This is a genomic window from Thiospirochaeta perfilievii, assembly GCF_008329945.1.
Lineage (GTDB): Bacteria > Spirochaetota > Spirochaetia > DSM-2461 > DSM-2461 > Thiospirochaeta > Thiospirochaeta perfilievii.
Map to the genome: position 1 here is coordinate 2,521,889 of NZ_CP035807.1, position 26,727 is coordinate 2,548,615.

A 26,727-nucleotide genomic window follows, 5' to 3' on the forward strand; every position below is an offset into this window, starting at 1 on the left:
GCGTTACCCCCTTTGGGGGTCGGGCTATCCGCTAAACTCCTCAGGATAAATCCTTCCGGTGTACCGCTACTATCCCTAACGTTTTTTCTACCATTTCCTATCAATTTTATATAAGTTTAAAACTGGAACATCTTTAGTTCCCTCCCTTAATAGATAAAACACATCTCCATTTGAGTTAACTGCAGGTTTGATAAGTATACGATCTTTAAAAAAAAAGTAATCTAATACCCACCCATCTTTGTCAAAAATTATTAGTGATTGGGATATGTCATAATATGTGTTTCCATCTATATCCGTCCCAATGTATGTCGATCCACCCTTCATTATATCTAACTTATTATACTCTGGAACTCCAGGGATTATTCTGGGAACTTCTAAACTATTTTTTTTATGTAAATCTTTCCAATAATCAAACTTTGTAGAGAAATCTGTGTTTAATAACTGGCCATTATAAAACATTCTTTTGCTCTTATCTATTGTATAACCCTCTAACCCATACTTCTTTTTATTTCTAAACAGTTTAAAAGTCTCATGTTCAGATAACCTTTTAGAGAATTTAAGGTTCTCTCTATCCTCTAAAACAAAGGAGGCTAATGATCCATCTTTAAGGTATGTAAAGATAACTTGATCTGTAAAAAGAGTTTTATTTCCATTAGAATTAATAGTTTCTGGGATTAATAACTCTATGCTTTTTTTATTTGATTTGTTGATAGCATAAAATCTAGTATTATTAAATGTTCCATATAAAATATTAGATGTATCTTTCATTCTTCCAGAGTAACGAATACCAATATTATCTTCTAATATTAAAATAACATTAAAAAACTTATCATAATATATAATTCTATTATTTATTATGTCTGATAATATAAATTCCCCTAACGTTGTACTAAAAAAATTACCTGGTTTAGTTTCTGAACTTCCCCATGCATCTTCCCCAGTTAAGTACCCTAACTGATCGTTGTTGCTTCCAACTTGAAATGACTTAACTAAAGAACCCCTATACTCAGAAACCTCTTCAGCATAAATATTAAGTGAAAATAATATTAATAATAAAATAGCTGTTTTTTTAATCATTTTGTTTAATTCTCCCTAAAATCCAATCTCTATTTTGATCATTTTCTGAACTATGATAAAATTTTAAATTGTTCTTATTACCAACTCCAAATAATGAAAGATAACCACTATGCGTAGATTCAATAATTTTTATACTACCTAACTCTACTTCCCTATCCCCATCTATAATCTCTACATTTTGTACAATCATTACATGGTAGCTCTCACTAGTAGAGTAATAGATAATATCCCCTGGGACTACTCTTTTTCTATTTTTAGGTTTTATTCCTAATTCAGTATCATAATCTGTTCTTTTCATAATGTTATATAAGTTATCATTAGGGGTATAAACTGTACCTTCTCCAGTATCGTGTATACTTCTTATCCCTCTTTCTGCAGAATTAGAACCTTCTCCATAACTTTTATACTTTGTTCCTATGTAGGCTTCTGACATGTAGATTAATCCCCCACAATCAACCCCTGCTTCTTGGTTTGTCATTTCTGACCCATATATTAAATAATTACGTTCTACAGGCTGTTTAAATGGATATGTTGGAGAAGGTTGTTTATTACCTGAAACAGGCTCTAAGTTAGTAGCTAATGAGCCCCAGTTTAAAGCATCTTTGGAAGCTGGTTTTGCCTTATCTCCATCATATTTTTTCCATACTTCTAATAATATTAGTCTATCATTTTCAGAAATACTATTAATATTTAAATATCCTAAACTCGTAGAAAGATTTGGTAGAAGGTCTTGGCTTGGGAATTTATAATTATTAAATTCAATAGTAGCATTCAGAAAAGACTCTCTATTAAGTTCTGTATCTTCATCTTCTAAAAGATCCCTTGCAATATCCATGTTACTTTTTAACTCTGTTGCTTTATCAAACATTGCTAAATATTGTTCATACATCTGATTATAGAATTCAAAGGGTGTTGAAGTCCTACAAAAACTGTAAACAACACTATTTGTATTAATACCTCCTGTGGCCGCTCTATGAAAGTAAACAGAGGAGGGGATTGATACGACCTGTTTGCCATTCCCCTGAATAAGTTGTGATAAATCCTCCCAGTTATATCCTCTAGCGGTGTTATTTACAGAGTATTGTTGTGCTTGATCCTTTGTTACCATAACTCTATTCCACTCATTAGGCCCATACCACACTTTAAGGCTTGTTGTGTTATTAGGATAACTCCCTTGATTTATTGAGTAAAAACGCCTAATTATTTTAAATCTTGGGTTAGAGATCTCTTCATAATTGTTATTTAGTTGAACTTCAATATAGTCTCCAATAACATCTGCTTCGACTTTATTTGGTGGAGCGTTCCATGGGTATTTGTTATTAAAGTCATTTAATCCTGTTTTATCATCATCTATATATAAGTTAGCCCTCCATAACATCCGGTTAATTTCTTTAAATTGCTGCATGTTTTCGCAATTTACGAGACAGAAATTAATATCATAGACAGCCTTGTAAGAGATCCATGGTGTTCCCCAGATAGATCTGGGTCGGGCTATCCGCTAAACTCCTCAGGATAAATCCTAAGGGGTAACACTGCAATCCTTAACGCATTTTCTACCATTTCCTATCTATTTTATATAAGTTTAAAACTGGAACATCTTTAGTTCCCTCTCTTAATAGATAAAACACATCTCCATTTGAGTTAACTGCAGGTTTTATAAGTATACGATCTTTAAAAAAAAAGTAATCTAATACCCACCCATCTTTGTCAAAAATTATTAGTGATTGGGATATGTCATAATATGTGTTTCCATCTATATCCGTCCCAATGTATGTCGATCCACCCTTCATTATATCTAACTTATTATACTCTGGAACTCCAGGGATTATTCTGGGAACTTCTAAACTATTTTTTTTATGTAAATCTTTCCAATAATCAAACTTTGTAGAGAAATCAGTGTTTAATAGCTGGCCATTATAAAACATCCTTTTGCTTTTATCTATTGTATAACCCTCTAGCCCATACTTCTTTTTATTTCTAAACAGTTTAAAAGTCTCATGTTCAGATAACCTTTTAGAGAATTTAAGGTTCTCTCTATCCTCTAAAACAAAGGAGGCTAATGATCCATCTTTAAGGTATGTAAAGATTATATTTCCTGTGAAAATTGTACAATTTGAACCTAAAGTTAAATTATTATCAATATATAACTCTGTTGATTTTCCACTTGTTTTATCAAGAATATAATGTCGACTATTTGATGTTGTTCCCCAAAGAATATTATCAACTTCCTTTAATCTTAATGAATAATTTATGTTGGATCCTATTCCGAAAGCATCGCTTGTACTTAATTCTTTATTAAGAGACAACATTCTACTATTATTTGTATCTGCGATGATTAAGTTATCTTCTTTATTGATAAACATTGCAGAGGGTTGGGTTTCTGACGTTCCTCCGCCTTCTGCGCTTGTATCCATTCCTAATTGATTACTCTTGTCTCCAACTTGAAATGATTTAACTAAAGAACCCCTATACTCTGAAACCTCTTCAGCATAAATATCAAGTGAAAATAATATTAATAGTAAAATAGCTGTTTTTTTAATCATTTTGTTTAATTCTCCCTAAAATCCAATTCATATTCCTATTATTATAGACAGATAAGTTATTTTTATTACCTACTCCATACAGAGAAATACCTTCTAGATCTCCATCATGTGTAGACTCAATAACTTTTATTTTATCTAACTCAACTTCCCTATTACCATCTATAATATCTACATTCTGTACAATCATTACATGGTAGCTCTTGCTAGTAGAGTAATAGATAATATCCCCTGGGACTACTCTTTTTCTATTTTCTGCACGTTTTAAACCTGAAAACTCACTACTTTCCATAATGTTATATAAATTGTCATTAGGGGTATAAACTGTACCTTGTCCTGTATCGTGTATACTTCTTATACCTCTCTCTGCAGAATTAGAACCTTCTCCATAACTTTTATACTTTGTTCCTATGTAGGCTTCTGACATGTAGATTAATCCCCCACAATCAACCCCTGCTTCCTTTTTTGAATAGTTTATACCATACATTGTTTGTTCACCTTCTGGCTGTAAAAATGGTTTTTGTGGTGATACAGTCCAACCTAGTGCATCCCTAGATGCAGGTTTTGCTTTAGAAGGATCATATTTTTTCCATATTTCCAACAATTTTTGTTTATTTCCATCTTCAATTTGTAAATAACCTAAAGTTGTATACAGGCTAGGTAATAATGTTTTGGGGTTTGGTTTTATATATTTATATGCTTCTTTTACTTCATCAAATGCATTTCTATTTTCATCCGTATCTTCAGAATCTAAAAGTTCTTTAGCTTCATTCATTATGTTTTCAAGCTCTGTGGATTTATCTAACATATATTCATATTGTTCTTGCATCTGATTATAGAACTCAAAGGGTGTTGTTGTTCTACAAAATTCATAGACTACACTATTTGTATTTATACGACTAGATTTATTAATACCTCTATTATAGTAAACAGAGGAGGGGATTGATACGACCTGTTTGCCATTCCCCTGAATAAGTTGTGATAAATCCTCCCAGTTATATCCTCTAGCGGTGTTATTTACAGAGTATTGTTGTGCTTGATCCTTTGTTACCATAACTCTATTCCACTCATTAGGCCCATACCACACTTTAAGGCTTGTTGTGTTATTAGGATAACTCCCTTGATTTATTGAGTAAAAACGCCTAATTATTTTAAATCTTGGGTTAGAGATCTCTTCATAATTGTTATTTAGTTGAACTTCAATATAGTCTCCAATAACATCTGCTTCGACTTTATTTGGTGGAGCGTTCCATGGGTATTTGTTATTAAAGTCATTTAATCCTGTTTTATCATCATCTATATATAAGTTAGCCCTCCATAACATTTTTTTGTCATACACAGCTAAAAAGTCTTCCTCTTTAGATAAAGCATCTATTGGATTATCATTAATATTAAGTTGGAAATTAAGTAAAATATCATCCCCAGGTCTAATATTATTTTCTAAGGGTCTAATTCCAAACCGGCTGTAAATATTATTATCATCTTTTTTAAACTCTAACTTCCCGTAGACAGATTGTAGAGAAAAGTCCTCCTTTGTATCACCATCTGTTGTAAATATACCAGGTTCATATATTACTTCGTATCTTGATCTGCTACCTTGACTTATATTTAACTTTTTAAATGTTGCAAGCTTTACATTGTCATAGACTATCTCATTGTTATTACTAGTTATCTGAACAGCATAAAATTCAAAACCATCACCTTTATTTACATTTATATTACTACCATTCCCTGTGTCACTATTTTCAGGGTCACTATTGCTGTAATATTGGTCCGTGGGTGGTAGCAGTTTAACTGGAATATTGTTACCTTCAATTAATTTATTATCTTTATTTTTAAAACTTATAGATCTTATTTCATATAGTTCCCCTGTATTGGGAATCCAATGGCTATAGTTTCTGTTTGTCTGTTTATTTAATCCTAAATCAATATCTGCTAGAATTGTTTCAGGAGTATAAACAAAGGGATCCCACAGGTCATCACCTTCAAAATTTTTAGGTTCTTTTCCTATATATTTTATAAGCCTTCTAGGGATAAAATCCTTTGGAGAGTCGGTAAAGGAGCTTAGTATTCCACTATTTCCCCAGTAGTTTAGGGATACCCTCCCATCTTGTTTTGTTACAGATAAAACTAAAACATTTCCAATATTAAATGTTGTATCTCCATCCTTGTATCCGGAATCTACAACTATCCCTACTTCAGTTCTCCCATTTGTTGTATTAACAAGAAGGTCCCCTGGTTGAATTAGGCTTAAGTCTGGAATTATTACACTACTTCTCTCTATATCTTCCCGGGTAAATCTTATTTTATCTAGGTCATATTCCCCTAAAAGTGTGAACTGAGGTTCTCCCTCACTATCTAAAAGGTCAGAAGAGACTTTCCCATCCTCTGTTTTCCCCATTTTGTAGTAGTCATCTAGGGTTTTAGATTTCTTATCGTTTTCAATACCTAGTATCTTGGTGTAAAATGATGTCATTGCTATTGATCCAGATAGCAGGCCAAGACTATCCACACCAGTAAGGTTTATTCCCCTATATGTATTCCCTTGGTTTTTCCCTGGGACAAAAGGTTTATCGGTATTAACATTTACCATAAAATTATTTCCAACACTGTCGTTTAAGGCAAAATAGTACTGTTTAGCTGTTTTTTTATTACCATAAGTATCAAATGTGAAATAGTTATTATTCCCATATAATGAACCCCTTGGATAGATTGTTTTATATCTTTTTACAACATCAAACTGCTTCTTCATTTTATAATTAAATGTTCTAGGAGAATCCATACCTCCTTCAACGTAGGGTAGGGAAGACCCTGTAATAATACTGTCTCCTAAGTAAAATGGAGTGGTTAACTCTATATTATCTAGCTTACTGTTTGGGGCTTGAAAATATTCCGCTGCTATCTCTTCTAAATATGCAACTTTCTCACTATTGAAAGTAGGGTCAAGTTCATTAACAGGAGAGTTTATACTCTTTGGTTTAAAAGGAAGGTAGTTATTTTCCCTATTATCTAAACTAATACCCTCATAACTTTTTAACCATAAATCTAAATTATTATTTTGCTCTAATAACTGGGATGGATAGATATTGTTGCTACTATTATTATCCCTTTGGTTTTTATCTAGGGTATATTCTAAACCCCATGTTAAATATTTCAGAGCACAGGATACAAGTTCCTCCCCATCACTCTTTGTTATTGTCGTATACTGGTTATAGTCAAATGGTTTATTTTTACCCTCCATATACTCATTTATATAGTGATGGAAAATAGGTTTACTCTTATCAAAATATACTTTTAGAAATTTTTGAATTACAGAGTGTCCAAGCTCTTTACTACTGTTAACATTGTAGTTATATATTGTATCAAAGTACCCAATATTATTTTTGGCATTCTCTTTAGTTATAGCTAAGTCAGAGTTTAGTTTAAGTTTATATACATATTGGTTATCAATCTCGGATATTGGAAATGGGTTTCCACTACTACTAGTAAATGTATTACTTCCTAATAACTGATTCTTGAAAAATCGTTTATAATCTGAATTTTGTTCTAAAGTATCAATTAATTGGGATGTAGATGTAAAATCGTCTGGATTAATTGCTATATTAGGTAGAACTTCAAGGATAAGTTTAAATGAGTTTGACGGAGTATCTTTATTTATTAAAATAATACCTAATATAATACTTTTATCACTATATTTAAGGCTTATTGTGTCAGGGAGATTGTCAAGATCCTTGGTTTTAGTGTAATTGTAATCTTTAAAGTACTTTAGCTTTGTATTTGTTTTATTCCCATTATAGGTTAAATTATTAGGAGTAATTTCTTGATAGGAGTCTACTGTAAACTCCTCCATAATAAAAAAAGAATCACTATTACTTACAATTTTTATTAATTCACTTCCTAGTTTTGAATCCCTTATAACTTTAAAGGAGTTGATGTTATTATCCCCATCTTTAATAATAATATCAGAGGAATACTGTCTTTTAGTTTCTCTCTCCTCACTATTTCCGTTGGAAAAAAGGGTTAGGGCAGTTGTTAGAACCAGGAGTAGTAATATGTGTCTTATCTTTATCATTTTTATCTATTTCCTCCATTGAAAGAGTTGTGTTACTTCTCTTTGTATAGAGGAAAAGATCTATATGAATTCAATTTATGTCACTATTTCCAAATATAACGGAAACAGTGTTAATTATTTAATCTTGAACTTAGACACCTCTTTGTTTAAGATTTCTATTGCATCTTTATTTTCTAAAGAAATTCTATCCACATCCTGCATCGCTTCATTTATCTCATTAGTTCCTATAGACATTTCAGACATATTACCGTTTATTTCCTGGGTAACAGTATTTAGCCTATTCATTTCATCTATAACATCCTTACTACCAGTTGTCATTTCTAGTGAGCTGTTTTGAATCCCCAAGGTTATTTCTGATAATTGATCCAAAGCTACCATTACTTGTTTACCTCCAGCACTTTGTTCCTCCATAGCTGATAAAATAATTAATTCTTGTTCATTTACAGTATTTACCATTTTTACAACTTGTTCGAACTGGGCCATAGCTGAGTCTGAGTTTTTAGATACAGTATCTATTAGTGTTTTTAAGTTATTTAGTACATCGGTTATTGTCTTTGACTGAGCACCAGATGTTTCTGCCAGTTTTCTTATTTCGTCTGCCACAACGGCAAAACCTTTTCCTGCTTCCCCTGCATGGGCAGCTTCAATTGCTGCATTCATTGCTAGTAAGTTAGTCTGACTTGCTATCCCAGAGATAATGGAGCTTGCTTGAAGCAGTCCTTCAGATTCATTAGATATTGTTTTAATATTATCTGAAACTGTAATAATCTCCTTCTGTCCCTGTTTGGAAGCTTCTAAAAGGGATTTTACATTTTTAGCATTATTACCAAGAATATTCCCTACGGAGCCTATATTTGCTAACATCTGGGTTATTGCTGCAGAAGACTCTTCGATACTCGATGATTGAGTCTCTATATGGGTGTTTAAATTATCTATCCCATGAACAATAGATTTAACTGTAGAGCTTGACTCTTCTATTCCTGAGGCTTGGGTATTAATTTGATTTTTTACACCCTGTATATTTGCACTAATTTCATTTATAGCAGCAGCTGATTCTGCCATACTACTAGCTAAATCGCTTCCAATCCCTTGAAGGGTAACAGCTTGTTTTTGAATTATAGTTATTAATAATCTAATTTTATCTATTGTTTTATTAAAGTATAGTGATAGTGATCCTATTTCATCGGTACTAATAGTGGGTAATTTTTGGGTAAGGTCTCCCTCTCCCTCAGAAATATCTTTTAATAGATCTTTTACTCTAACTATAGATTTGGTAATTTTATTAGCAAAAATTAGTGTTAATAAAATTCCAATAGAGAATACAATTACAAAAAAGATAATTAGTAGTCTTCTTAAATTATTTATATGGGAAAAAACCTCTTCCTCATTAGCAGCCGTTGCTATTATCCATGATGTCCCTGGAACCTTGGAGTAACCAACAATCTGATTTTCCCCTTGAAAAGAGTAATATCCATGACCATTAGGTGTTTTTATCATCTCTGATTGTACTCGTGCAATATCTTTTAAGGTTTCGTCTTTACTACTATCATTAATAAAGTTTCTAATATCTAAAACAAACTCTCTATTAGTATGAGCTACAAAATTCCCTTTGTTATTTATTAGGTAGGAGTACCCAGTTTTACCATAACCAATATTATCTGTAATATCAGATAGTGCTGTTCCATCTAATCTAGCAATTAGCACTCCTTGAATAGTATTCTTATTATCTTTAATTGGTGTTGCTAACATTATAACTGGAGAGTTAGTAACTCTACTAATTATTACATCGGAATAATTGGTAGCCCCTGCAAAAGCTTTTTTTACATAATCCCTATCTCCTAAATTACTAATAGAGCCATCAGTATATTTAGCTGTCCCATCCTTTGAAACTATACCAATACCAAGAAAGTTATGGGCTTCTAACTCATTTAAAAGTAAGGGTTTTTGAACCTCCCAGTCCATGTCCTTCATTTCAGAGTTGTTTCTAATCCCTTCAATCACTGCCATATTTACATCAATACTAGCTCTTATATATTTTGCTCCCTCATTGGCCATTATTGTTAGAGTTTCTGTAATGGTCTCCTTAAGGGATTGCTTACTAGCATTATACGCTAAAGTACTAAGTCCTACTGTGTTTAATAGAATTATTAAACCGGTAATTATTATTAGCTTTTTTCTTATTGTTAAATTACGAAAAATCATTTATACACCTTTATTTCTAATACTTTTACAGATCGTATCATTAATTTATGGCAATTTTCAAATTTATTTTACTTTTTTAATATTAGAGTTGTCCATACTGTATTATCTCTATTTAAAGCATCGTTATTAACAGACTCATACTCTAGTTTGAATCCCATATCTTTAAATAGTTGTATATACTCTCCCTTAGACCTAATATAAAATTGTCTTCCATCTTTATCTCTGTTATTAATAATTTCAGGGTACTCTGTAGGGACAGATATTATTAAAATGCCGTCACTTTTTAATAAATTGTTAATTGCAATTATAGACTTATAGATATCAGAGTCCGGTATATGTTGTAACACTGAAGAAGCTAAGATATTATTCCATAACCTAGTTGAAACATTAAAAGGAATACTGTTGGGCAGACTACCAATAAGTACCCTATTAGTAAGATCTTTATACTGTTTTATAGATGTTTGGATCATATTTTCAGAAGGTTCTAATCCATAGGCATCAAACCCTTGATTCATTAGTATATTTAAATCCCTACCAGATCCTGAACCTATATCTAAAACTGTTGTCCCTAATTGAAAAAACTTTTTAAATAGATTTATATATTCTGGGAAACTACTATTGTACTTTTCTTGTAATATATCTGCATTTTTATTGTAAAATAATGAAGTTAACTCATCCATAAGTTGATTATATCAGTTAATAATTTAAGTAGTAATAGTATTTATTTATCCTTAATTTCTTTAGTTCCACTTAGATGTTTCTCTACGATACTTATTTATATATTTATTGAAGTTTTCGAGGAAATCTGGGTGTTCTGCAATAAATTTCTTTGTAAAGTATACACCAAGAGGTTTATTTTGATTAGTGAATATTTTTACTTTATCCTCAACCCTATATTTTTTTAATAGTGCATCCATTACATAATTATTTGCCATTACAGCATCGACTCGTTTAGCCAGAAGTATTTTAAGTAGATGTTCTGTGTCTGGAGGAGTTCCTTTTATATTATAATTTTCTTGATTCATCCATTTTAGCATATTTGCTCCAAGAAAGCTTGCAACCTGGGCTTTTTCTTTAAAATCTGGACTTTCAGGGTTTAGGGGATTTTCCTTAAGAATATACCAGTTCCATTTTTGATCTGCTATATAAGAAGACATTATTGCAAATTCATCTCGGCTATCTTTCTGTGATGCTGCAAAAAACCCATCAGTCTCATTATTTTTAGCCATAATTTGTGCTCTTTCCCATGGTACAACTTGAATTTCAAGTTCAAAGTTCATCATATCTAATGCGTATCGAACCGGTTCTATTGCAACTCCTGTAAATGTCTCATCCGCAATAAATTTAACCTCTGCATTATCTGGGTAACTACTGTAGGGAAAAAGATTATGGGTACTAAGTACAATTTTGTTTTGGGCAGATAAATCAATAAAGATACATGAAAAAAATAAGATAAAGAAAATATTTTTTATTCTGTAATAATTCATACACTCCCCCGTTTAAAGTCTAGTTCTCCTATTAGGATAAATCAATATAAATTATATATAGAGGTTCAATTAAAAGATGTAAAACCTAACATTGTTTATTAATATGTGATAAGGTATTATAAATATAGTGAAAGATTTAAAAGATATAAAAAGATATGTTTGTACTACGATTAATAATTATCCCGACATTGAGCTTGTTATAATTTATGGTTCTGCTGTTCAAAACAGATTAACTTTAAGTAGTGATGTAGATATAGCTATTGGAAGTAGTCATGTTATTACTAACCAGATTTTATTGGAAATTTCTACAACACTGTCACTTCTAATTGAGTTGGAGGCTAGTGTTATAGATATAAATAAAATGGAAGGGTTGATTATTGAAGAAGTTCTTACTAAGGGAGATATTGTTAAAAACAGTAACCCAGATCTTTTATTTAGTCATATTCAGAGAATGCAGACATATACAGAAGATATACTACCTTTTCAGCAGCAAGGGGCTAAGAAATTACTAAAGGACTATTTAAATGATGAGTAATACACTAATAAAAAAAAGTGAATCTCTTATTCGATGCCTTAAAAGAATTGAGGATAAACGTCCTGATTCATTAGATCTTTTAATAAATGATATGGATCTACAGGATATAATATCCGTTAACCTTGAAAGAGCTGTACAAATTACAGTTGATATGGGTGCTATAATAATTGCTGAGAAAAGTTTAAAACCTTCTAATACTATGGCTGGTACCTTTCAGGTTCTAGCTAATGAAGAAATTATTTCAATTGATCTAGCTAAAAAACTTCAAAGTTCTGTTGGGTTTAGGAATATTTCTGTTCATGAATACAATTCAATTGATTGGGAATTAGTGTTTGATCTTATTCATCATCATCTATGTAATTTTAAAGAATTTTTAAAATCAGTGCTTGTCTAATTTTATATATTTAATTTTATGTTATTTGTAAATTCGGGGGTAGACCAGAAGAGGCGTACTTCTATTGGTATTGTTTTAGTTACAGTGTTTTTTGTTACATCATCCGATTCTGGTTCACTAGTTGTTGACCATTTAACATCAGGAGGAAAGTTAGATTCTCCTGTTCCTCAACGGGTATTTTGGGCTGTTATGGAGGGTGTAGTTGCTGCTACACTACTTATTGGTGGAGGTTTAACTGCATTGCAAACAGCTTCTGTTATTACAGGTTTACCATTTGCAGTTATATTACTAATGATGATTTATTCCCTTAATGCAGGTCTTAAACAGGAATTTGAAATTGAAGAAGTGGTGCGTAGAAAAGTACGTGAAATTAGGGAGGATCATATAATTAATGAAGTTATTAATTCTGTTGTACATGATCATGCAATAATTGATAAAGAGGATGAGAAGAAATAGATATAAGGGTGGTTTTAATTAACCACCTTTAATAGAATGAAAATTAGCTATACACCATATCCCGTTTATGATGTCTCCCCCTAGGTATAATTAAGGGTGAACGTGATATCGGATCTGTTATTACAACACTATCTAAGCCAAAAACATCACTTATTAACTCTTTAGAAATTACATCCTCTGGAGAGCCTTCAGAGATTAATTTTCCATTTTTTATTGCAAAAATATTATCAGCATATCTTGCAGATAGATTAATGTCATGGAGTACCATTACCACAGTTGTTCCACGCTTTCTGTTTAAGTCTGTTAATAGATCTAAAATTTCAATTTGATAACATATATCTAAATATGTTGTAGGTTCATCTAATAGTAGAATGTCTGTATTTTGAGCTAATGCCATTGATATCCAGACTCTTTGCCTCTGACCTCCTGAGAGTTCATCAATTCTACAATTGGCTAATTCATGGATTCCCATTATATCTAAGGCTTCTTCAATTGCTTCATAATCATCTTGTTTTAACCCTTTAACTACACCTTGATATGGAAACCTTCCTCTAGAAACTAGATCAATAACTGTTATCCCTTCAGGAACAATAGGCGATTGAGGAAGTAATCCTAGGGTTTTGGCTAACTCTTTTGAGTTGATTTTTCCTATCTCTTTTTCATTAATTACAACGCTACCAGATTTAACCTTTAATAACCTAGCAATAGTTTTTAAGAATGTAGATTTTCCACAAGCATTAGCTCCAATTATGACACTAATTTTACTATCTGGAATTGTAATTGATATATCATTTACTATGATTTTATTATCATATCCTGAAATAACGTTTTTAGCCTTTAGGATATTATTCATTTATTTACTCCTCGTTTGTTAATTTCTACTACTTGTAGTACTAAGTATGGTGTCCCTAACATTCCAGTAATTATACCAACAGGGAGTCTTACACTAAAAAGATTTTGACCAATTAAGTCTCCAGCTAATACTATGATCCCACCTACTAGAGAAGAACCGATAGAACTACTCGTACCGTAAATCTTTCTAGATATTGGTCCAGATAAAAATGATATGAAAGCGATTGGTCCTGTAACAGAAGTTGAGTAGGAGATAAGATAAACAGAAGATACTATTAACATAACCCTTACGAAACCTGTTTTAACACCAAGTGTTGTAGCAGAACTATCCCCTAGTTCTAAGACTTTTAGATACCTTTCCATTAAGAGTATTATAGTTCCAAAAAATAATACTACATATAAAAGTAGGGGGATTGAGCTCATTTGAACACCGTTTAAGTTTCCACTTAACCACCTATATGCTGCTGGGATATCATATTGTGGGGCTTTTAAAAGAAGATAGGATATTATTGAACCCATCATCCCTTGAACTCCAATACCTATTAGTATTAGTTTACTACCTGAGAACCCACCTATTTGGGAAAATAAATAGATTAAACTTGCAACTGTTAATCCAGTCATTAAAGCTGAAATAGAGACTAAAGATCCTGAATAGTTTAAAACCAAAATAGAAAAAAGGGCTCCAACACTAGATCCAGTTGATATACCAATAATATCTGGGCTTGCTAAAGGGTTTTTTAACATTACCTGAAATGTATTACCTGCAATACCTAAGGCAAGACCAACTAAAACACCACTTAACATTCTAGGAAGGCGAATTTTCATAATTGCAAATGTAGCACCTTTTACACTCTCCCCATTTAAAACTCTTAATATAGTAGGTATTGGATAGTATGTATTTCCTAATATCAGTTCTAATAAAGAAAGGGACAAAAGGATAGTCGTAAGTATTATTACTACTTTAATCCGCATTTTCCGTCTTTTATGGAAACCATACCAGATGTTATTCTTATCTATTTTCACTTTGTATCAACCTTTGATCTCATTACTATCACAATTAAAATTGGAGCCCCTATAAAAGCAGTAATAATTCCAACTTCTAACTCTGAAGGAGTACCAATAACTCTGCCTAAAATGTCTGCATTTAGAAGTAAAAGGGCTCCTCCAATACCTGAATATGGTAATAATAGCTTCTGATTTGTTCCAACTATGATCTTAATGACATGGGGAACCATTAAACCAATAAATCCTATAGGTCCTGCTATAGCAGTTACTGATCCGCAAAGTATAACCCCAGATATTGCCCCTAAGAGTCTTATCATTGTAGGCCTTGCTCCAAGGCCTGTTGCTAATTCATCCCCTAGAGCCAATGCATTTAGAGGGTTTGAAATTATAAAAGCTATAAGTAAACCTATCAAGAAAAATGGTATCATTGCCAATATTCCTTGGTAGGTAGCACCACTTAGACTCCCTACACTCCAGAATCGAAAACTATTTAGATTTTCCGCATTAGGAAGAACAATTGCATTTGTTACAGAAGTTAAAGCTATACTGGTTACAGTTCCTGCAAGAGCTAGTTTTATTGGTGTTACACCTCCAAAACCTAAAGATCCAACAACGTAGACAAATATCGCTGCTGAAAATGCCCCTAAAATAGCAAGTAGAATATACAGGAAGGCGCTATTTATATTAAAGAATACAATGCCAATTACCACAAATAAAGATGCCCCAGTATTTACACCTAATACACTAGGGTCTGCTATGGGATTTCTAGTTATTCCTTGCATTAGAGCTCCTGAAACCCCTAATGATAGTCCTGCTATTAAACCAAAAATGGTTCTAGGAACCCTTTCCCATATAACTACCTGGATTAATGTCTCTTTTTTGGTATGTATAAGCGTATCTAGTACTTCTATAAAATTAATATCCCTAGCACCAAATGCTAGAGATAAAAATATTGTAGCTACAATACTTATTATACTAATTATTATAAGCAGACTCCTTTTTACCATTTTACGTTTTCTGCGGCACTATTTATTAAGGTTAAGTAGTCGTCAATATACCAAGGGATTGATAGAACACTAGGAGTACATGATGCTGCCAATGGTGAATTATCCTCGATTAAAACCACTGCATTATTGGCCACTGCTGGAATTGTTCCTATTAATGGATCCGATTTAAGCGCTTCTAATAAGTTCCCATCACCATATGTAAATATTAGATCAAGATCATAAAGGATATCTACATTTTCTGAACTTAACTCTATTGCGAAACTACTTATATCTAGTTTTTCAGAGATACTTTCAGGGAAATGTAGTCCTAAATCCTTAAGATATGCTGCCCGTGCATCAACAGGTGTATAAATATAGAATTTACCAAGGTCTGATGGGTTAAAGTAGAAGAATGCCGCACTTTTATCTTTTATTTCAGGATATTTCTTTGTTCTACTTTCTATAAGTTTTTCTACTCTACTAATTAACTCTATTCCCTCTAGTTCTAATCCCATTGCTTTAGAATTCAGTCTCGTTTTTTCTCTCCATAATGTCTGCCATGGGTTCTTTGGGTATGCAATTACCGGTGCAATTTCACTAAGTAAATTGTACTCTTCTTTGGTAATTCCTGAATATGCAGCTAATATTACATCTGGATTTGAGTCACTAATTGCCTCATAGTCTAGACCAGCTATATCGTCATATATCGTAGTGTCTTCTGAGTTCATACTATCTAGAACTTCTTTCGTCCAAGGATGTAATTTCTCTCCTTCTGTCACACCATAATTAGCTGCTGAAATCCCTACTGGAGTTATACCTAAGGCTAGTGGTACATCATGATTACCCCATGAGATGGTTGCAACCCTAACTGGGGTCTTCGAAATTATAGATTCTCCATAGGCATGCTCTATTACAATTTTATCCTCCCTATTAGGCTGAATATCCTCAACTGACTCTGATTGATTTCTCCCAAACATAGATACTGAGATATAAACAGTAAATATCAGTATAACTATCCCTCTTTTTCTAGTTAACATATTTCTATCTCCTTTAAGTTCTGACTGTTAAACTTTATTAGGTATACCTAATTTTAGGGATTATGACAATATATATAGTATACTTTTTTATATTTTATAAATAAGTCCATAGATAATTAAAACCGTGGGATAAAGAAGTTATGAATCCAGAAGGCCTAATGGGAATAAATAGAGGAGTTAAACATCGAGGTTTAAAAAAAATTTACTACCTTCTATCATTTTTTTTAAATAGTATAAATTCCAAAGGTTAGGCCAATATTAGGTATTAAAAAAGCTTAATAACTAATATTTTTAAAATATCATCTCCTACATTTTCCCAGCCGTGGGGAATATCCTTAGGACTTTCCATGTAGGAGCCTTCTTCACATTCTGAGGTCTCACTACCTACTGTTAATTTACCTTTCCCTTTTATTACATAAAAAAGAACATCTACTGGAGTGGTATGTATTGGCAGTACAGCCCCCTTATCAAAGGTTAGTTGAACTGAATTAGTAGTAAAACTGTGGGGTACTTTTTGTATTGTTATCCCCTGTTTCCCCTGGGATTTCTTTAATTCATCTAATATCCATTTTTCCATTTAAAATCTCCTTTATTAAATTAATTATAGGTTGTTAGAACAGTAATAGCTGTATCATTTGATACCGGTTAGAAGTTTTTTTAGCTTTGGCCTATACTATGTAGTATAAAATTTGTTTTAGGAGGTTAAAATGACATTTTATGATTCTAAAGAGGGTGTAAAACAGTATATTAATATGGCTAAAGATTATGATGGTAGAGAGCTTATTAATAATTTTATCCCATACTTAGATAAGGATTCTACAGTTTTAGAGATTGGTATAGGCCCTGGAAAGGAATTAGATATCCTAGCTGAAAGCTTTAAAGTAACAGGTTCTGATAAATCTAAACTATTTTTAGATCTATATATAGAAAAGAACAGTGACGCAGATTTATTAGAACTAGATGCTGTAACCTTGGATACTAACAGGGTATTTGACTCAATCTACTCTAATAAGGTTTTGCACCATATAAAAAAAAGAGAGATGGTTGAATCTATCTATAATCAAGCTCGAATATTAACAGATGGTGGGATAATTTTCATACGTTTTGGGCCGGTGAGGGTAGCGAAGAGTATGAAGGTTTGATATCGAACTACTATGTTGAAGAGGAGTTAGAATCCCTTTTTAAGGATAAATTTGAGATCTTAGAGATTAAAAGATATAAAGAGGAGGAGGAAGATGACTCTATATATATTGTAGGGAGAAAAATATAATAGTTTTTTATACCTTATATAAAACGGGAGCTTAACTAGAGTTTCCTCCTAAGCTTACCGAGTTATAAATTAAAGAAGTTAAAAACATTTTGGATTTGAGTATTGTTTGGTATACTACTTACATGATTAAGGATAGTAAGGGTATTGCCGAGAGGTATGCTGTAATATTAAATGAGCTAAGTAATAAAGAGAAAGTTAATATACACGATCTAGAAGATCTAACAGGATATGGAATTAGAAATTTACAGTTAGATTTAAACCAGAGATTAAAAACACCTTTTAGAATAGAGACAGATAAACGTGGTAACTACTGGATGGATAAAAAGTATAGAGGTCTGTTCTCTGTACAGGATATAGAGAAGTTATCTAAAATAATTGGTATCGAAGAGATATTCCCAGAGTTAGATAGTAGTTTTATTACAGATATTATAGATAGTAAGTCATCAAAACCTTTTATTTTTAAATCACCTTATAAAGAGTCTCTTAAGGGTAATACTCAGTTTGATCTAATTGCTAAGGCTATCTCAAAGAGTGTTAAATTAAAGTTTACCTATTTTAAGGGGGATAAGTGGAAAAGACACCTAGTAGAGCCCTACCGTTTAGTAAATAATTATGGTACATGGTACCTCTTTGCTGTTGAAAAAGATATTTTGAAATCCTTCAAGTTATCAAAAATTGATGGGGCATCCCAGGGGTTTGATAGTTTTTCTATGGATGAAGATATAATTAGAAGTATTGAAGAGAGTGATACTGTATGGATATCAAAAGGGGAGTCTATAGAAGTTAAACTTAGAGTCGTTGCATCATTTACTTCTTATTTTATTGATAACATATCCCTGCCTGGGCAAAAGAGTTGTACTACAGAGGATGATGGTTCACTAATTGTAACAGTTAAGGTTTTTTACTTAGAGGAGATTAAAAATATTATTAAATATTGGATTCCTAGAATTATTGTAATTGCACCTAGTGAACTAAGGGATGAGATTAAAAAAGAGTTAACAACCTATATGAATTTATAACTTTTTTAACTTTCTTAATGTCCAAGCTAGAGTTATAAGTGCAGATGACCAGTTAATAAATATTAACCCTATCCAGACACCTCTCTCTTCCAAAGATAGAGCAAAACAGAGAATATAAAAAATAATAGCTGGGGCTAGAATTTGTCTATATAGACCCATCCACATTATTAATCTTGGTTTTTTAATCCCCTGGAGTAGGGCATTACTTTGAAAAAGTATTATGTAGCTATAAAACGTTATTCCCTGGAGTAGTAGATAGTCATATCCCATTCTAATAACATCTTTATTATTAGTAAAAAGTCCAATAATTTGCTGTCCAAATATAAGAACCGGTGGGAGTATTATTATCATAACTATAAAACCTCCAAGTAGGGAGAGTTTATATGAGATTATTACCCTATCTATCTTTTTTGCACCATTATTTTGACCTACCATTGCCCCTAGTGCAACATTTAAACCTGCAGCAGGTACTAAAGCAATCTGTTCCACCCTAATTGCTGCACCATAGGCTGCAACGGCATTACTTCCAAAGGCTGCAATAAACCAAGTAATTACAAAAGTCCCTAAACTCATCGTTACATAGTTTGCTGTAGCGGGAACTGCTTGTTCTACAATCTCCTTTATATACTCTTTTTCAGGAATATAATCCTCTTTTTTAAGTTCTTTTAATCCATCAATCTTAATAACTTTATATAAAAGATAGAGTAGACTAATAAATTGTATAAGTACTGTAGCCAGTGCAACACCAGCCTCATTCAAAGATAAGGCATACATAAAAAGTGGGTCTAAACCTATATTAAGTAGAAATCCAATAATTAATATATTCCTATAACTTTTTGTATCCCCCCTAGATGAGAGGGCTGAGGACAATACTGGGACTAAATTTATAATTGGCATACCTAAAATAATTACTCTACCGTAGTCTATTGCCCCCTTTAAAACAGGACCTTCGGCTTTTAATAGAATGAATATAGGCTCAAGTATTATTAAAAAAAGAACTGCTATAAAAAGAGAAAATAAAGTTGAACTTATAATTGATTGGCTAAGATATTTTCTAGATTTTAAAACTTCTCTCGCCCCAATAGCATTGGCTATAAGTGCACCAGAAGCAGCTGAAAACCCTACTCCTAGGGAGATAACAAGTAGGTAAAGTGGGAAATTAAGGGCTAGGGATGCTAGGGAGTCTGTTGATAATTTCCCAGCCCAGAAACTATCTACAACATTATACATTGTATTAAATAGTAGACCTATACTAGTAGGGATGGCTAATCTCTTTAAGTGGGAAAGTTTATGATTAAACTCATCGTGGGTATGGGCGTATTCATAAAATGGTTTAAGTAGATAACCATTAAGGGTTTCTAAGTTATAATTATTATCTAAAAAGAAACAAACCTTCTTAAAATCATCTAATAGTTTATATCTACTAAATTTAATATTCATAATTTACTCCATCTATTTTAATAATACCTCCTAGAAAAAGTGAGGAAACAACTTTTGAGAAGAGGTATGGCTTAAGGCTGGATCAGAATTTCTATGTACATATAAGGTTTCCAGATAACAGCTTTTATAATGGATTAAAAGAGGTAGCTATTCCATTAGAAGAGATAAATAAGACTAACATTCATTTTAAAAACATTTATATAGTTGAAAATAGGATGAATTATCTAACTCTACTATTAAATAGTGGTGATATTGTCATCTGGGGAATGGGTAAAGGACTCTCCCTGTTTCGTGATATTAATTTTTTACAAGATGTCAACATATATTATTGGGGGGATATATAGACCCCCAGGGTTTTGAAATATTAAATAATCTTAGAAGTTATTATCCAAATGTTGCATCAATATTAATGGATAATAAAACTTTTGATGACTATAATGAGTATGCTCATGGGATAAGTTTGGTAAAGCAGCTAGATCTTCCCTATCTTACTAAGGAGGAGAGAGAACTTTACAAGAGGCTATTTAATAATAATGAATGTTTACGACTAGAACAGGAGAGGATTAGGTTTAGTATTGGGAGTAATTAGCTCCATTTTCATTTTACATAAGTTTCCTATTATTTTAGTATGATTTTATTCATAAAACACTAACTTTTACCTAATGTTCTTCTAATTTAATTATCTAAAAATATTTCATATCGGAGGATAATAAAAATGAATAACATTAAAAAAATTTTAATGCTTGTTATGGTATCATTATCAGTAGCAGCATTCGCAAACGGAAACAAGGAGAGTAAGGATATTGCTCAAGTAACAGCTGAAGCAAAAAAGGCCAAATATGTATTCCTTTTCATTGGAGATGGAATGGCTATGCCTCAATTAAGTGCTGCTGAAGCTTACCTAAGCGCACTAGAAGGAGAAGAGGCAAGTTTTAAAAAACTTGCAATGAGTAATTTCCCTGCCCAGGGCCTTACCACAACCCAAGCTTCAAACGCATTAATAACAGATTCTGCAGCTGCAGGAACAGCCATTGCAACAGGTTACAAAACAGAGTCTGGTGTAATTTCAATGGATCCATCAAAAACAAAAACATTAAAAACCATTGCGGAGTTAGCTAAAGAATCAGGGAAAAAAGTTGGTATTGTTTCAAGTGTTAACCTTGACCATGCAACACCTGCAACTTTTTATGCACATAATGTAAGTAGAAATAACTATTATGACATAAATATTCAAATGGCTAACAGTAATTTTGACTACTTTGGTGGTGGAATGGTTAGAATAGATAAAACTCCAGAGGGGGAAAAAACTGCTCATGATATTATGACTGAGAAAGGTTGGAATATTGCATCCTCTAGAGATGATTTTGCTAATCTAAAAGCTAATGGGCAGAACTATGCTTACAATACAGGTTTTGCTGGAAATGCCCTTGCTTATTCAATGGATATGAAAAAAGATGATATTACATTAGCTGAGTTTACAAAAAAAGGTATTGAACTTCTTGATAATGATAAGGGATTCTTCATGATGGTTGAAGGTGGAAAAGTAGACTGGGCTTGTCATGCAAATGATGCTGCTGCATCTATCAATAACACTATTGCATTTGATAATTCTTTAAAAGAAGCTATAAAATTCTATAATACTCACCCTAATGAAACACTAATTGTTGTAACTGGAGACCATGAAACAGGAGGACTTACCTTAGGTTTTGCTGGAACAAAATACGGTTCAGATTTTACTCAACTAGCTAAACAAAAACTAAGTACTGAAGGGTTTGAAAATTTTGTATACAAGCCATTTTTAGATGAGAAGGGTTCTGATGCCACATTCTTAGATATATTACCACTAATAGAAGAGAATTATGGTCTTACAAAACTCTCAGAGTATGAGTTAAGTCAACTTGAAAGAGCATTTGCTCAATCACTACTTCCAAAGGAGCAAAGAGATACCACAGATGAGTCATACCTTCTTTATGGAGGCTACGATCCTTTAACTATAACTGTTACCCACTTATTGAATCAGAGAGCCGGTGTTTCATGGACTTCTTATTCCCATACAGGAGTACCTGTACCAACGTTTGCCATGGGTATCCAACAAAATAGTTTTAATGGTTATTATGATAATACAGAAATATTCACAAAACTCTATACTGCAATGGGGATATAGATGATATTTTCTGATACAAAAAAAAGGAGAGATATTCTCTTCTTTTTCCTAGTATTAGTATGCTCGGTGGTTATTTTCATAATCCCCGGGCCTAAAATGGGATCACAGGCAACTAATACTTTACGAGTAAAAGCTAAAGTTATTTCTGTTGATAATAGTGAAGTAAACCAGTTTGGTATTGTAAAAACAGGAGACCAGACTGTAGTGGCCGAGATACTAAATAGTAGATTTAAAGGTAAACATATTAATGCTGTAAATATTCTTATGGGTAAAATGGAGTTTGATAAAATATTTACTGAAGGCGATACTGTTCTTGCAACTTTAAATATAGATGAAAATACAGATGAAGTATTATTTGGAAATATTGTTGACCATTACAGAATAAACCTGGAGTTGGTACTTTTTCTACTATTTGTTGGTTTATTAGTTTTTTATTCAGGATGGACAGGTGTAAGGGCTATAGTTAGTTTTATCTTTACTGGTTTAATGATTTGGAAGGTTTTAATTCCTGGTTTTCTTGCAGGACTTTCTCCAATAATTCTATCTAATAGTGTTGTTGCAATATTTACAGGAGTTATTATATTTCTGATTGCTGGGTTTAATAGAACTGGGGTTAATGCATTTGCATCTGCAATTTCAGGAGTAATAGTTACAACAGTTTTAGCTCTACTATTTGGTGCACTATTTAAAATACACGGGGCTACAAAACCTTTTACAGAGATGCTCTTATATGCTGGATATGCCCATTTAAATATTACAGATATCTTCTTATCTGGTATCTTTTTAGCTTCATCTGGAGCTGTAATGGATATTGCAATGGATGTCTCTGCATCTATGACAGAGGTATTAAATAAAAAACCAGATATTACTAGGAAAGAACTTTTTCTCTCAGGTATTAAAGTAGGTAGAGCGGTTATCGGTACTATGACAACCACACTTTTACTTGCCTACTCTGGGGGGTATACTGGGCTTTTAATGGTTTTTGTTGCCCAAGGTACACCTGGGATTAATATTTTAAATCTAAACTATGTAGCTGCAGAGGTTTTACATACTCTAGTTGGGAGTTTTGGGCTAGTTATTGTTGCCCCTTTAACAGCCTTTTTGGGTAGTTTTATACTTCTGTATGATAGAAAAGAATAATTTGTGCTTTATGGTAATTAGAAGTCTAGAATTATATCCATGGTTCCAATACTTTTGTATATCTCTGTAAAGGATCTACCTATAATTTCTATAACACTATCTAATGTATCTGCCTTTACTATAATAGGCAGATACTTAGTCTTTTGTGATATTTTAATAAAATTAGGGCTTTTTTGTTTTGAAACCAGCACTTCTACATCACCTATCAATCTAATTATAGACCTCATTTTGTCCTCTTTAGAGTGATCCATATCTTTGGAGGAGTTTACAATCTGTTTAACGAACTTAAACTCTTGGTTGTTATATAGCTCGTAAATATTAAAAAAACTAGTATCACCTAGGTGTGTATTAGCTATACTTCTATTATCATTAGTTCCTATGCAAATTTTAAAACTCTCCAAATCTTTACTCCTTATTTAAACTTTTAGAACGAATTGTATTCTCTAATACCTTCATTATTGGTGTTACTGTTGGTCCCGCTGTTAATAGTGGTTGGGTTCCTATCTGATATGAGTATAACTCATAAATGGTTAATCTTGATTGTATAGCTACGGCTAAAACATTTATCATTTCACCTACTGACTGGCCACCGGTAATCTCAGCTCCAACAATAGCACCTGTTTTCCTCATTGATGTTAAATGTATGGTGATCTTTGTTGTCCCTGGCAGTGTTCTTGGGTGTTTATCATAGCCTGTAAATTTTCCTATAGTAACATCCATATTTTCTTCAGTAGCTTCTTTTTCTGTAAGTCCAGCTACTGCGAAAACTTGGCCATTTAACATCGTGGAAAATACCCTAATAGTTCCAATACTATTTTTTGTGCTACAAACTTCAAAAAAGTTCTCTGCAACAAATCTAGATTCAGCACCTGCTACCGACGCTAGCATAGCGTTTGAATCTTTTCTTGTAAAAAAGTCTCTTTTTTTAGCACAGTCTCCAATCGCTAAAATATCTTTATCATCGGTTCTCATAAAATTATCTACATTAATTGCACCAAATTTATTTAGTGTTAATCCTGCTTCCTTGGCAAACTGAGTATTTGGTCTATAACCAAGGGCGAAAATGACAGCATCGACACAAAGAGATTCACCATCAGAAAAATTAAGTTGAATATCATTTATATTTTGTTTCACTTCTAATAATTTAGTATTTGTTAAAATATTAATTGCATTTTTCTCTAAAGACTCTTCTGCCTTTTCACTAAAAAACTTAGAGAATGCTAGGGATAGTACATTTTCCTCCATTTCGATCAATGATATTTCTTTATTCTTATCATGGGCAAGTTCATCAGCTACTTCTAAACCAATAAAACCGCCACCTATAATAGCTATTCTTTTTGATATTTTTAAAATAGGAGAAATGTCTTTCATATAGTTATAACTTTTTTTTATGTAATAGATATTGGGGTTATCGTATCCTTTAATGAATTTAGGTATTAAAGGGTCTGAACCAGTAGCAAGTAGAAGTTTGTCATATTCTATCACCCCACTATTTTTAGTGTTTATCTCTTTTTTCTCCCTAACAAGGGATGTTACGGTATCAATTAACAAAATTCCCCCAGCATCAATAAATGGCTTATGAGGTTTTACATCGGCATCGACATTGTAATTTAATTTTCCAAAGATATATGGCATACCACATGGAACTAAACCAATTTCTTCCTGTTTGATTAATATTAAACTCTTATTTCTGTATTTGGTTTTAAGAGCCATAGCTGCTGATAATCCAGCAGGCCCTCCGCCTACTACTACTATGTCATATTTCATAAGAACTCCTATATATAATAATTTGTGTATATGCACAATATATGATTTAGAAGGTTTTAAGTCAATAGCGTGCATATGCTCTTTATAGGGGATGTTCCTAGGAAAATTCTTACTAGAAAGCTGTTACATGTCTTTGTTCAATATTAAAGGATTGCTTAAGAGCTCTATTATTTAATAGATCTTAAATATTTAGAAACCAGTAAAAAGTAAGTCAATTGCTTCAGTACAATCTTGTCGCAGATAGTTCGCATTTAAAACTTTATCACCAATTATATTTGTTGGAATAGAAGCTAATTCTGACGTGAATATTGTATAATCAATATTATTAATAGTAATTGGAATATGCAACTTAGTTAGAATTTGCTCAGAATATTTTGAAGTTTTCCTAAGTGGTGCTACAACTGTTGTAGCTAAAATATTCATAGGGTCAGATTGTAGGTTTATAAGATAGGGAACATCATTTTTACTACTTTTATTTTTGTTATATAGAATATCAAATTGCTCCATTAAAAACTCCGAATATCATCACTAAAAACTCCTGAGTGTATGACTCTCTCATTGTAGTTTTTTAAGTTTGTACTATTCTCTTTTAACCATAAATCTTTTTCTATTTTTTTTATCTCTTGTTTAATTGCTTCCTCTAAAAGAGCCGAAATAACTATATTATAGGTTCTTGCAGAATCTAGTAGATTTTTATCTATACTTACATTTGTTCTCGTTTTCATGTGTGTATTTTAACACACGTATGGTGTGTAGTCAAATTGAATAATCAGATGATATCCTGTAGATAGTTTTTTAAGGCTTAAACTTAAAGACAGGTTGTATAAAAGATTGCTACCCAAAATCCAGTATTTTCTAAAAGACCAAAAAATGTATACTTGAGAATCTCATAAATTACTCCTCTTAGGAGACCATTTGTATTAATACTATAATGAAAAAGTTTTGCACTTATTATAGAGTCTTTAATTCCTATTAAATAAGAAATAATAATATTAAAAGCGATTACAATGAGTATTATAACAAACAATCTATCCGATTCAAACTTAAAATTAAAAATAGATTTTCTAAATTTTTTATTTAATATTATTGGGAGTATAACAGCTAGACAGCCTAATAATACATATAATGAAACTTCTACTATATGACTTCTCAAGTTTGATAAAATATTTAAGTCATTCCAAAAAAAACAATATAGAATATCCACAGATATACCTCTAGAAAAGGCTAATTCCCTATTTGTCAAATAAACTATTGAAATTGAAAGTAAGATCTTAAATCTAAACT

28 protein-coding genes are annotated in these 26,727 nt (G+C 32.1%); 10 read left to right on the top strand and 18 right to left on the bottom strand.

Going from position 1 to position 26,727, the window contains the following annotated elements; translation table 11 throughout:
• Positions 1-87: 87 nt before the first annotated feature.
• The 7 genes from EW093_RS11525 to EW093_RS11555 form a co-directional block, all read right to left on the bottom strand.
• Positions 88-1,077, bottom strand: coding sequence for a hypothetical protein (locus EW093_RS11525; protein ID WP_149568554.1), 990 nt, complete (start codon positions 1,075-1,077; stop codon positions 88-90).
• Complete coding sequence (locus tag EW093_RS11530) at positions 1,070-2,482, bottom strand: hypothetical protein (protein WP_149568555.1); 1,413 nt, start codon at positions 2,480-2,482, stop codon at positions 1,070-1,072. The genes EW093_RS11525 and EW093_RS11530 overlap by 8 nt, the downstream gene beginning before the upstream one ends.
• Positions 2,483-2,630: 148 nt before the next feature.
• Entirely contained in the window at positions 2,631-3,620 is a 990-nt protein-coding gene (locus EW093_RS11535; protein ID WP_149568556.1) for a hypothetical protein, read from the bottom strand.
• Positions 3,613-7,689, bottom strand: a complete 4,077-nt coding sequence (locus tag EW093_RS11540; protein ID WP_149568557.1) for a hypothetical protein — start codon at positions 7,687-7,689, stop codon at positions 3,613-3,615. Before EW093_RS11540 ends, EW093_RS11535 begins: the two co-directional genes overlap by 8 nt.
• 114 nt (positions 7,690-7,803) lie before the next feature.
• Positions 7,804-9,891, bottom strand: coding sequence for a methyl-accepting chemotaxis protein (locus EW093_RS11545; protein ID WP_149568558.1), 2,088 nt, complete (start codon positions 9,889-9,891; stop codon positions 7,804-7,806).
• Positions 9,892-9,959: 68 nt separating this feature from the next.
• On the bottom strand, positions 9,960-10,571 hold the full coding sequence (locus tag EW093_RS11550) for a class I SAM-dependent methyltransferase (RefSeq protein ID WP_149568559.1): 612 nt from the start codon (positions 10,569-10,571) through the stop codon (positions 9,960-9,962).
• 60 nt (positions 10,572-10,631) lie between these two features.
• Positions 10,632-11,378, bottom strand: a complete 747-nt coding sequence (locus EW093_RS11555) for a substrate-binding periplasmic protein (RefSeq protein WP_149568560.1) — start codon at positions 11,376-11,378, stop codon at positions 10,632-10,634.
• Between the two features lie 127 nt (positions 11,379-11,505).
• Here EW093_RS11555 and EW093_RS11560 point away from each other — a divergent pair, with 127 nt between their 5' ends.
• Genes EW093_RS11560 through EW093_RS11570 form a run of 3 tightly spaced genes read left to right on the top strand, consistent with a single transcriptional unit; the run spans position 11,506 to position 12,763 of the window.
• A complete protein-coding gene (locus EW093_RS11560; RefSeq protein ID WP_149568561.1) occupies positions 11,506-11,913 on the top strand; it encodes a nucleotidyltransferase domain-containing protein in 408 nt (135 codons plus the stop codon).
• Positions 11,903-12,307: a type VII toxin-antitoxin system HepT family RNase toxin gene (gene hepT / locus EW093_RS11565; protein WP_149568562.1), complete on the top strand. Its 405-nt coding sequence runs from the start codon at positions 11,903-11,905 to the stop codon at positions 12,305-12,307. Before EW093_RS11560 ends, hepT begins: the two co-directional genes overlap by 11 nt.
• A gap of 18 nt (positions 12,308-12,325) precedes the next feature.
• Positions 12,326-12,763, top strand: coding sequence for a BCCT family transporter (locus EW093_RS11570; RefSeq protein WP_223111602.1), 438 nt, complete (start codon positions 12,326-12,328; stop codon positions 12,761-12,763).
• 43 nt (positions 12,764-12,806) lie between these two features.
• On the opposite strand, the gene EW093_RS11575 is transcribed toward EW093_RS11570, so the two are convergent.
• The 5 genes from EW093_RS11575 to EW093_RS11595 all read right to left on the bottom strand — a co-directional run bounded on the left by EW093_RS11575 (position 12,807) and on the right by EW093_RS11595 (position 17,220).
• Positions 12,807-13,616, bottom strand: coding sequence for an ABC transporter ATP-binding protein (locus EW093_RS11575; RefSeq protein WP_149568563.1), 810 nt, complete (start codon positions 13,614-13,616; stop codon positions 12,807-12,809).
• Entirely contained in the window at positions 13,613-14,638 is a 1,026-nt protein-coding gene (locus EW093_RS11580) for a FecCD family ABC transporter permease (RefSeq protein ID WP_223111603.1), read from the bottom strand. Before EW093_RS11580 ends, EW093_RS11575 begins: the two co-directional genes overlap by 4 nt.
• Complete coding sequence (locus EW093_RS11585) at positions 14,635-15,627, bottom strand: FecCD family ABC transporter permease (RefSeq protein ID WP_149568564.1); 993 nt, start codon at positions 15,625-15,627, stop codon at positions 14,635-14,637. The genes EW093_RS11580 and EW093_RS11585 overlap by 4 nt, the downstream gene beginning before the upstream one ends.
• Positions 15,621-16,643, bottom strand: coding sequence for an iron-siderophore ABC transporter substrate-binding protein (locus EW093_RS11590; RefSeq protein ID WP_149568565.1), 1,023 nt, complete (start codon positions 16,641-16,643; stop codon positions 15,621-15,623). The genes EW093_RS11585 and EW093_RS11590 overlap by 7 nt, the downstream gene beginning before the upstream one ends.
• Positions 16,644-16,908: 265 nt before the next feature.
• Complete coding sequence (locus EW093_RS11595) at positions 16,909-17,220, bottom strand: cupin domain-containing protein (protein WP_149568566.1); 312 nt, start codon at positions 17,218-17,220, stop codon at positions 16,909-16,911.
• 130 nt (positions 17,221-17,350) lie between these two features.
• Between EW093_RS11595 and EW093_RS11600 the strand changes: the two genes are divergently transcribed.
• The 3 genes from EW093_RS11600 to EW093_RS11605 all read left to right on the top strand — a co-directional run bounded on the left by EW093_RS11600 (position 17,351) and on the right by EW093_RS11605 (position 18,932).
• Positions 17,351-17,785 (top strand): class I SAM-dependent methyltransferase, encoded by a 435-nt coding sequence (locus EW093_RS11600; RefSeq protein WP_149568567.1) that lies wholly within the window; start codon positions 17,351-17,353, stop codon positions 17,783-17,785.
• Positions 17,782-17,913: a hypothetical protein gene (locus tag EW093_RS17845; RefSeq protein WP_281283429.1), complete on the top strand. Its 132-nt coding sequence runs from the start codon at positions 17,782-17,784 to the stop codon at positions 17,911-17,913. The genes EW093_RS11600 and EW093_RS17845 overlap by 4 nt, the downstream gene beginning before the upstream one ends.
• Before the next feature lie 122 nt (positions 17,914-18,035).
• Positions 18,036-18,932, top strand: coding sequence for a WYL domain-containing protein (locus tag EW093_RS11605; protein WP_149568568.1), 897 nt, complete (start codon positions 18,036-18,038; stop codon positions 18,930-18,932).
• Here EW093_RS11605 and EW093_RS11610 read toward each other — a convergent pair.
• Positions 18,927-20,372, bottom strand: coding sequence for an MATE family efflux transporter (locus EW093_RS11610; protein ID WP_149568569.1), 1,446 nt, complete (start codon positions 20,370-20,372; stop codon positions 18,927-18,929). The two genes, EW093_RS11605 and EW093_RS11610, sit on opposite strands and share 6 nt — an antisense overlap.
• A 77-nt stretch (positions 20,373-20,449) precedes the next feature.
• On the opposite strand from EW093_RS11610, the gene EW093_RS18110 reads away from it, so the two are divergent.
• From EW093_RS18110 to EW093_RS11630, 4 genes are all read left to right on the top strand, one after another.
• On the top strand, positions 20,450-20,716 hold the full coding sequence (locus EW093_RS18110; protein ID WP_425473403.1) for a Wadjet anti-phage system protein JetD domain-containing protein: 267 nt from the start codon (positions 20,450-20,452) through the stop codon (positions 20,714-20,716).
• Complete coding sequence (locus EW093_RS11620) at positions 20,701-20,961, top strand: Wadjet anti-phage system protein JetD domain-containing protein (protein WP_187759690.1); 261 nt, start codon at positions 20,701-20,703, stop codon at positions 20,959-20,961. The genes EW093_RS18110 and EW093_RS11620 overlap by 16 nt, the downstream gene beginning before the upstream one ends.
• 126 nt (positions 20,962-21,087) lie before the next feature.
• Positions 21,088-22,536 (top strand): alkaline phosphatase, encoded by a 1,449-nt coding sequence (locus tag EW093_RS11625; protein ID WP_149568571.1) that lies wholly within the window; start codon positions 21,088-21,090, stop codon positions 22,534-22,536.
• Positions 22,537-22,632: 96 nt separating this feature from the next.
• The gene (locus tag EW093_RS11630; protein ID WP_246745031.1) at positions 22,633-23,676 is read left to right on the top strand and encodes a YibE/F family protein; all 1,044 of its coding nucleotides are present in this window, start codon (positions 22,633-22,635) and stop codon (positions 23,674-23,676) included.
• Between the two features lie 17 nt (positions 23,677-23,693).
• Here EW093_RS11630 and EW093_RS11635 read toward each other — a convergent pair whose 3' ends face one another.
• The 5 genes from EW093_RS11635 to EW093_RS11655 all read right to left on the bottom strand — a co-directional run bounded on the left by EW093_RS11635 (position 23,694) and on the right by EW093_RS11655 (position 26,647).
• Entirely contained in the window at positions 23,694-24,077 is a 384-nt protein-coding gene (locus EW093_RS11635; RefSeq protein ID WP_187759691.1) for a NifB/NifX family molybdenum-iron cluster-binding protein, read from the bottom strand.
• Between the two features lie 4 nt (positions 24,078-24,081).
• Positions 24,082-25,443 (bottom strand): FAD-dependent oxidoreductase, encoded by a 1,362-nt coding sequence (locus EW093_RS11640; protein WP_187759692.1) that lies wholly within the window; start codon positions 25,441-25,443, stop codon positions 24,082-24,084.
• 189 nt (positions 25,444-25,632) lie between these two features.
• On the bottom strand, positions 25,633-25,950 hold the full coding sequence (locus EW093_RS11645) for a CcdB family protein (RefSeq protein ID WP_149568575.1): 318 nt from the start codon (positions 25,948-25,950) through the stop codon (positions 25,633-25,635).
• Complete coding sequence (locus tag EW093_RS11650) at positions 25,950-26,168, bottom strand: type II toxin-antitoxin system CcdA family antitoxin (RefSeq protein ID WP_149568576.1); 219 nt, start codon at positions 26,166-26,168, stop codon at positions 25,950-25,952. Before EW093_RS11650 ends, EW093_RS11645 begins: the two co-directional genes overlap by 1 nt.
• A gap of 83 nt (positions 26,169-26,251) precedes the next feature.
• Positions 26,252-26,647 carry a hypothetical protein gene (locus EW093_RS11655; RefSeq protein ID WP_149568577.1) on the bottom strand — a complete coding sequence of 132 codons (396 nt, stop codon included), beginning with the start codon at positions 26,645-26,647 and terminating at the stop codon, positions 26,252-26,254.
• Positions 26,648-26,727 lie beyond the last annotated feature (80 nt).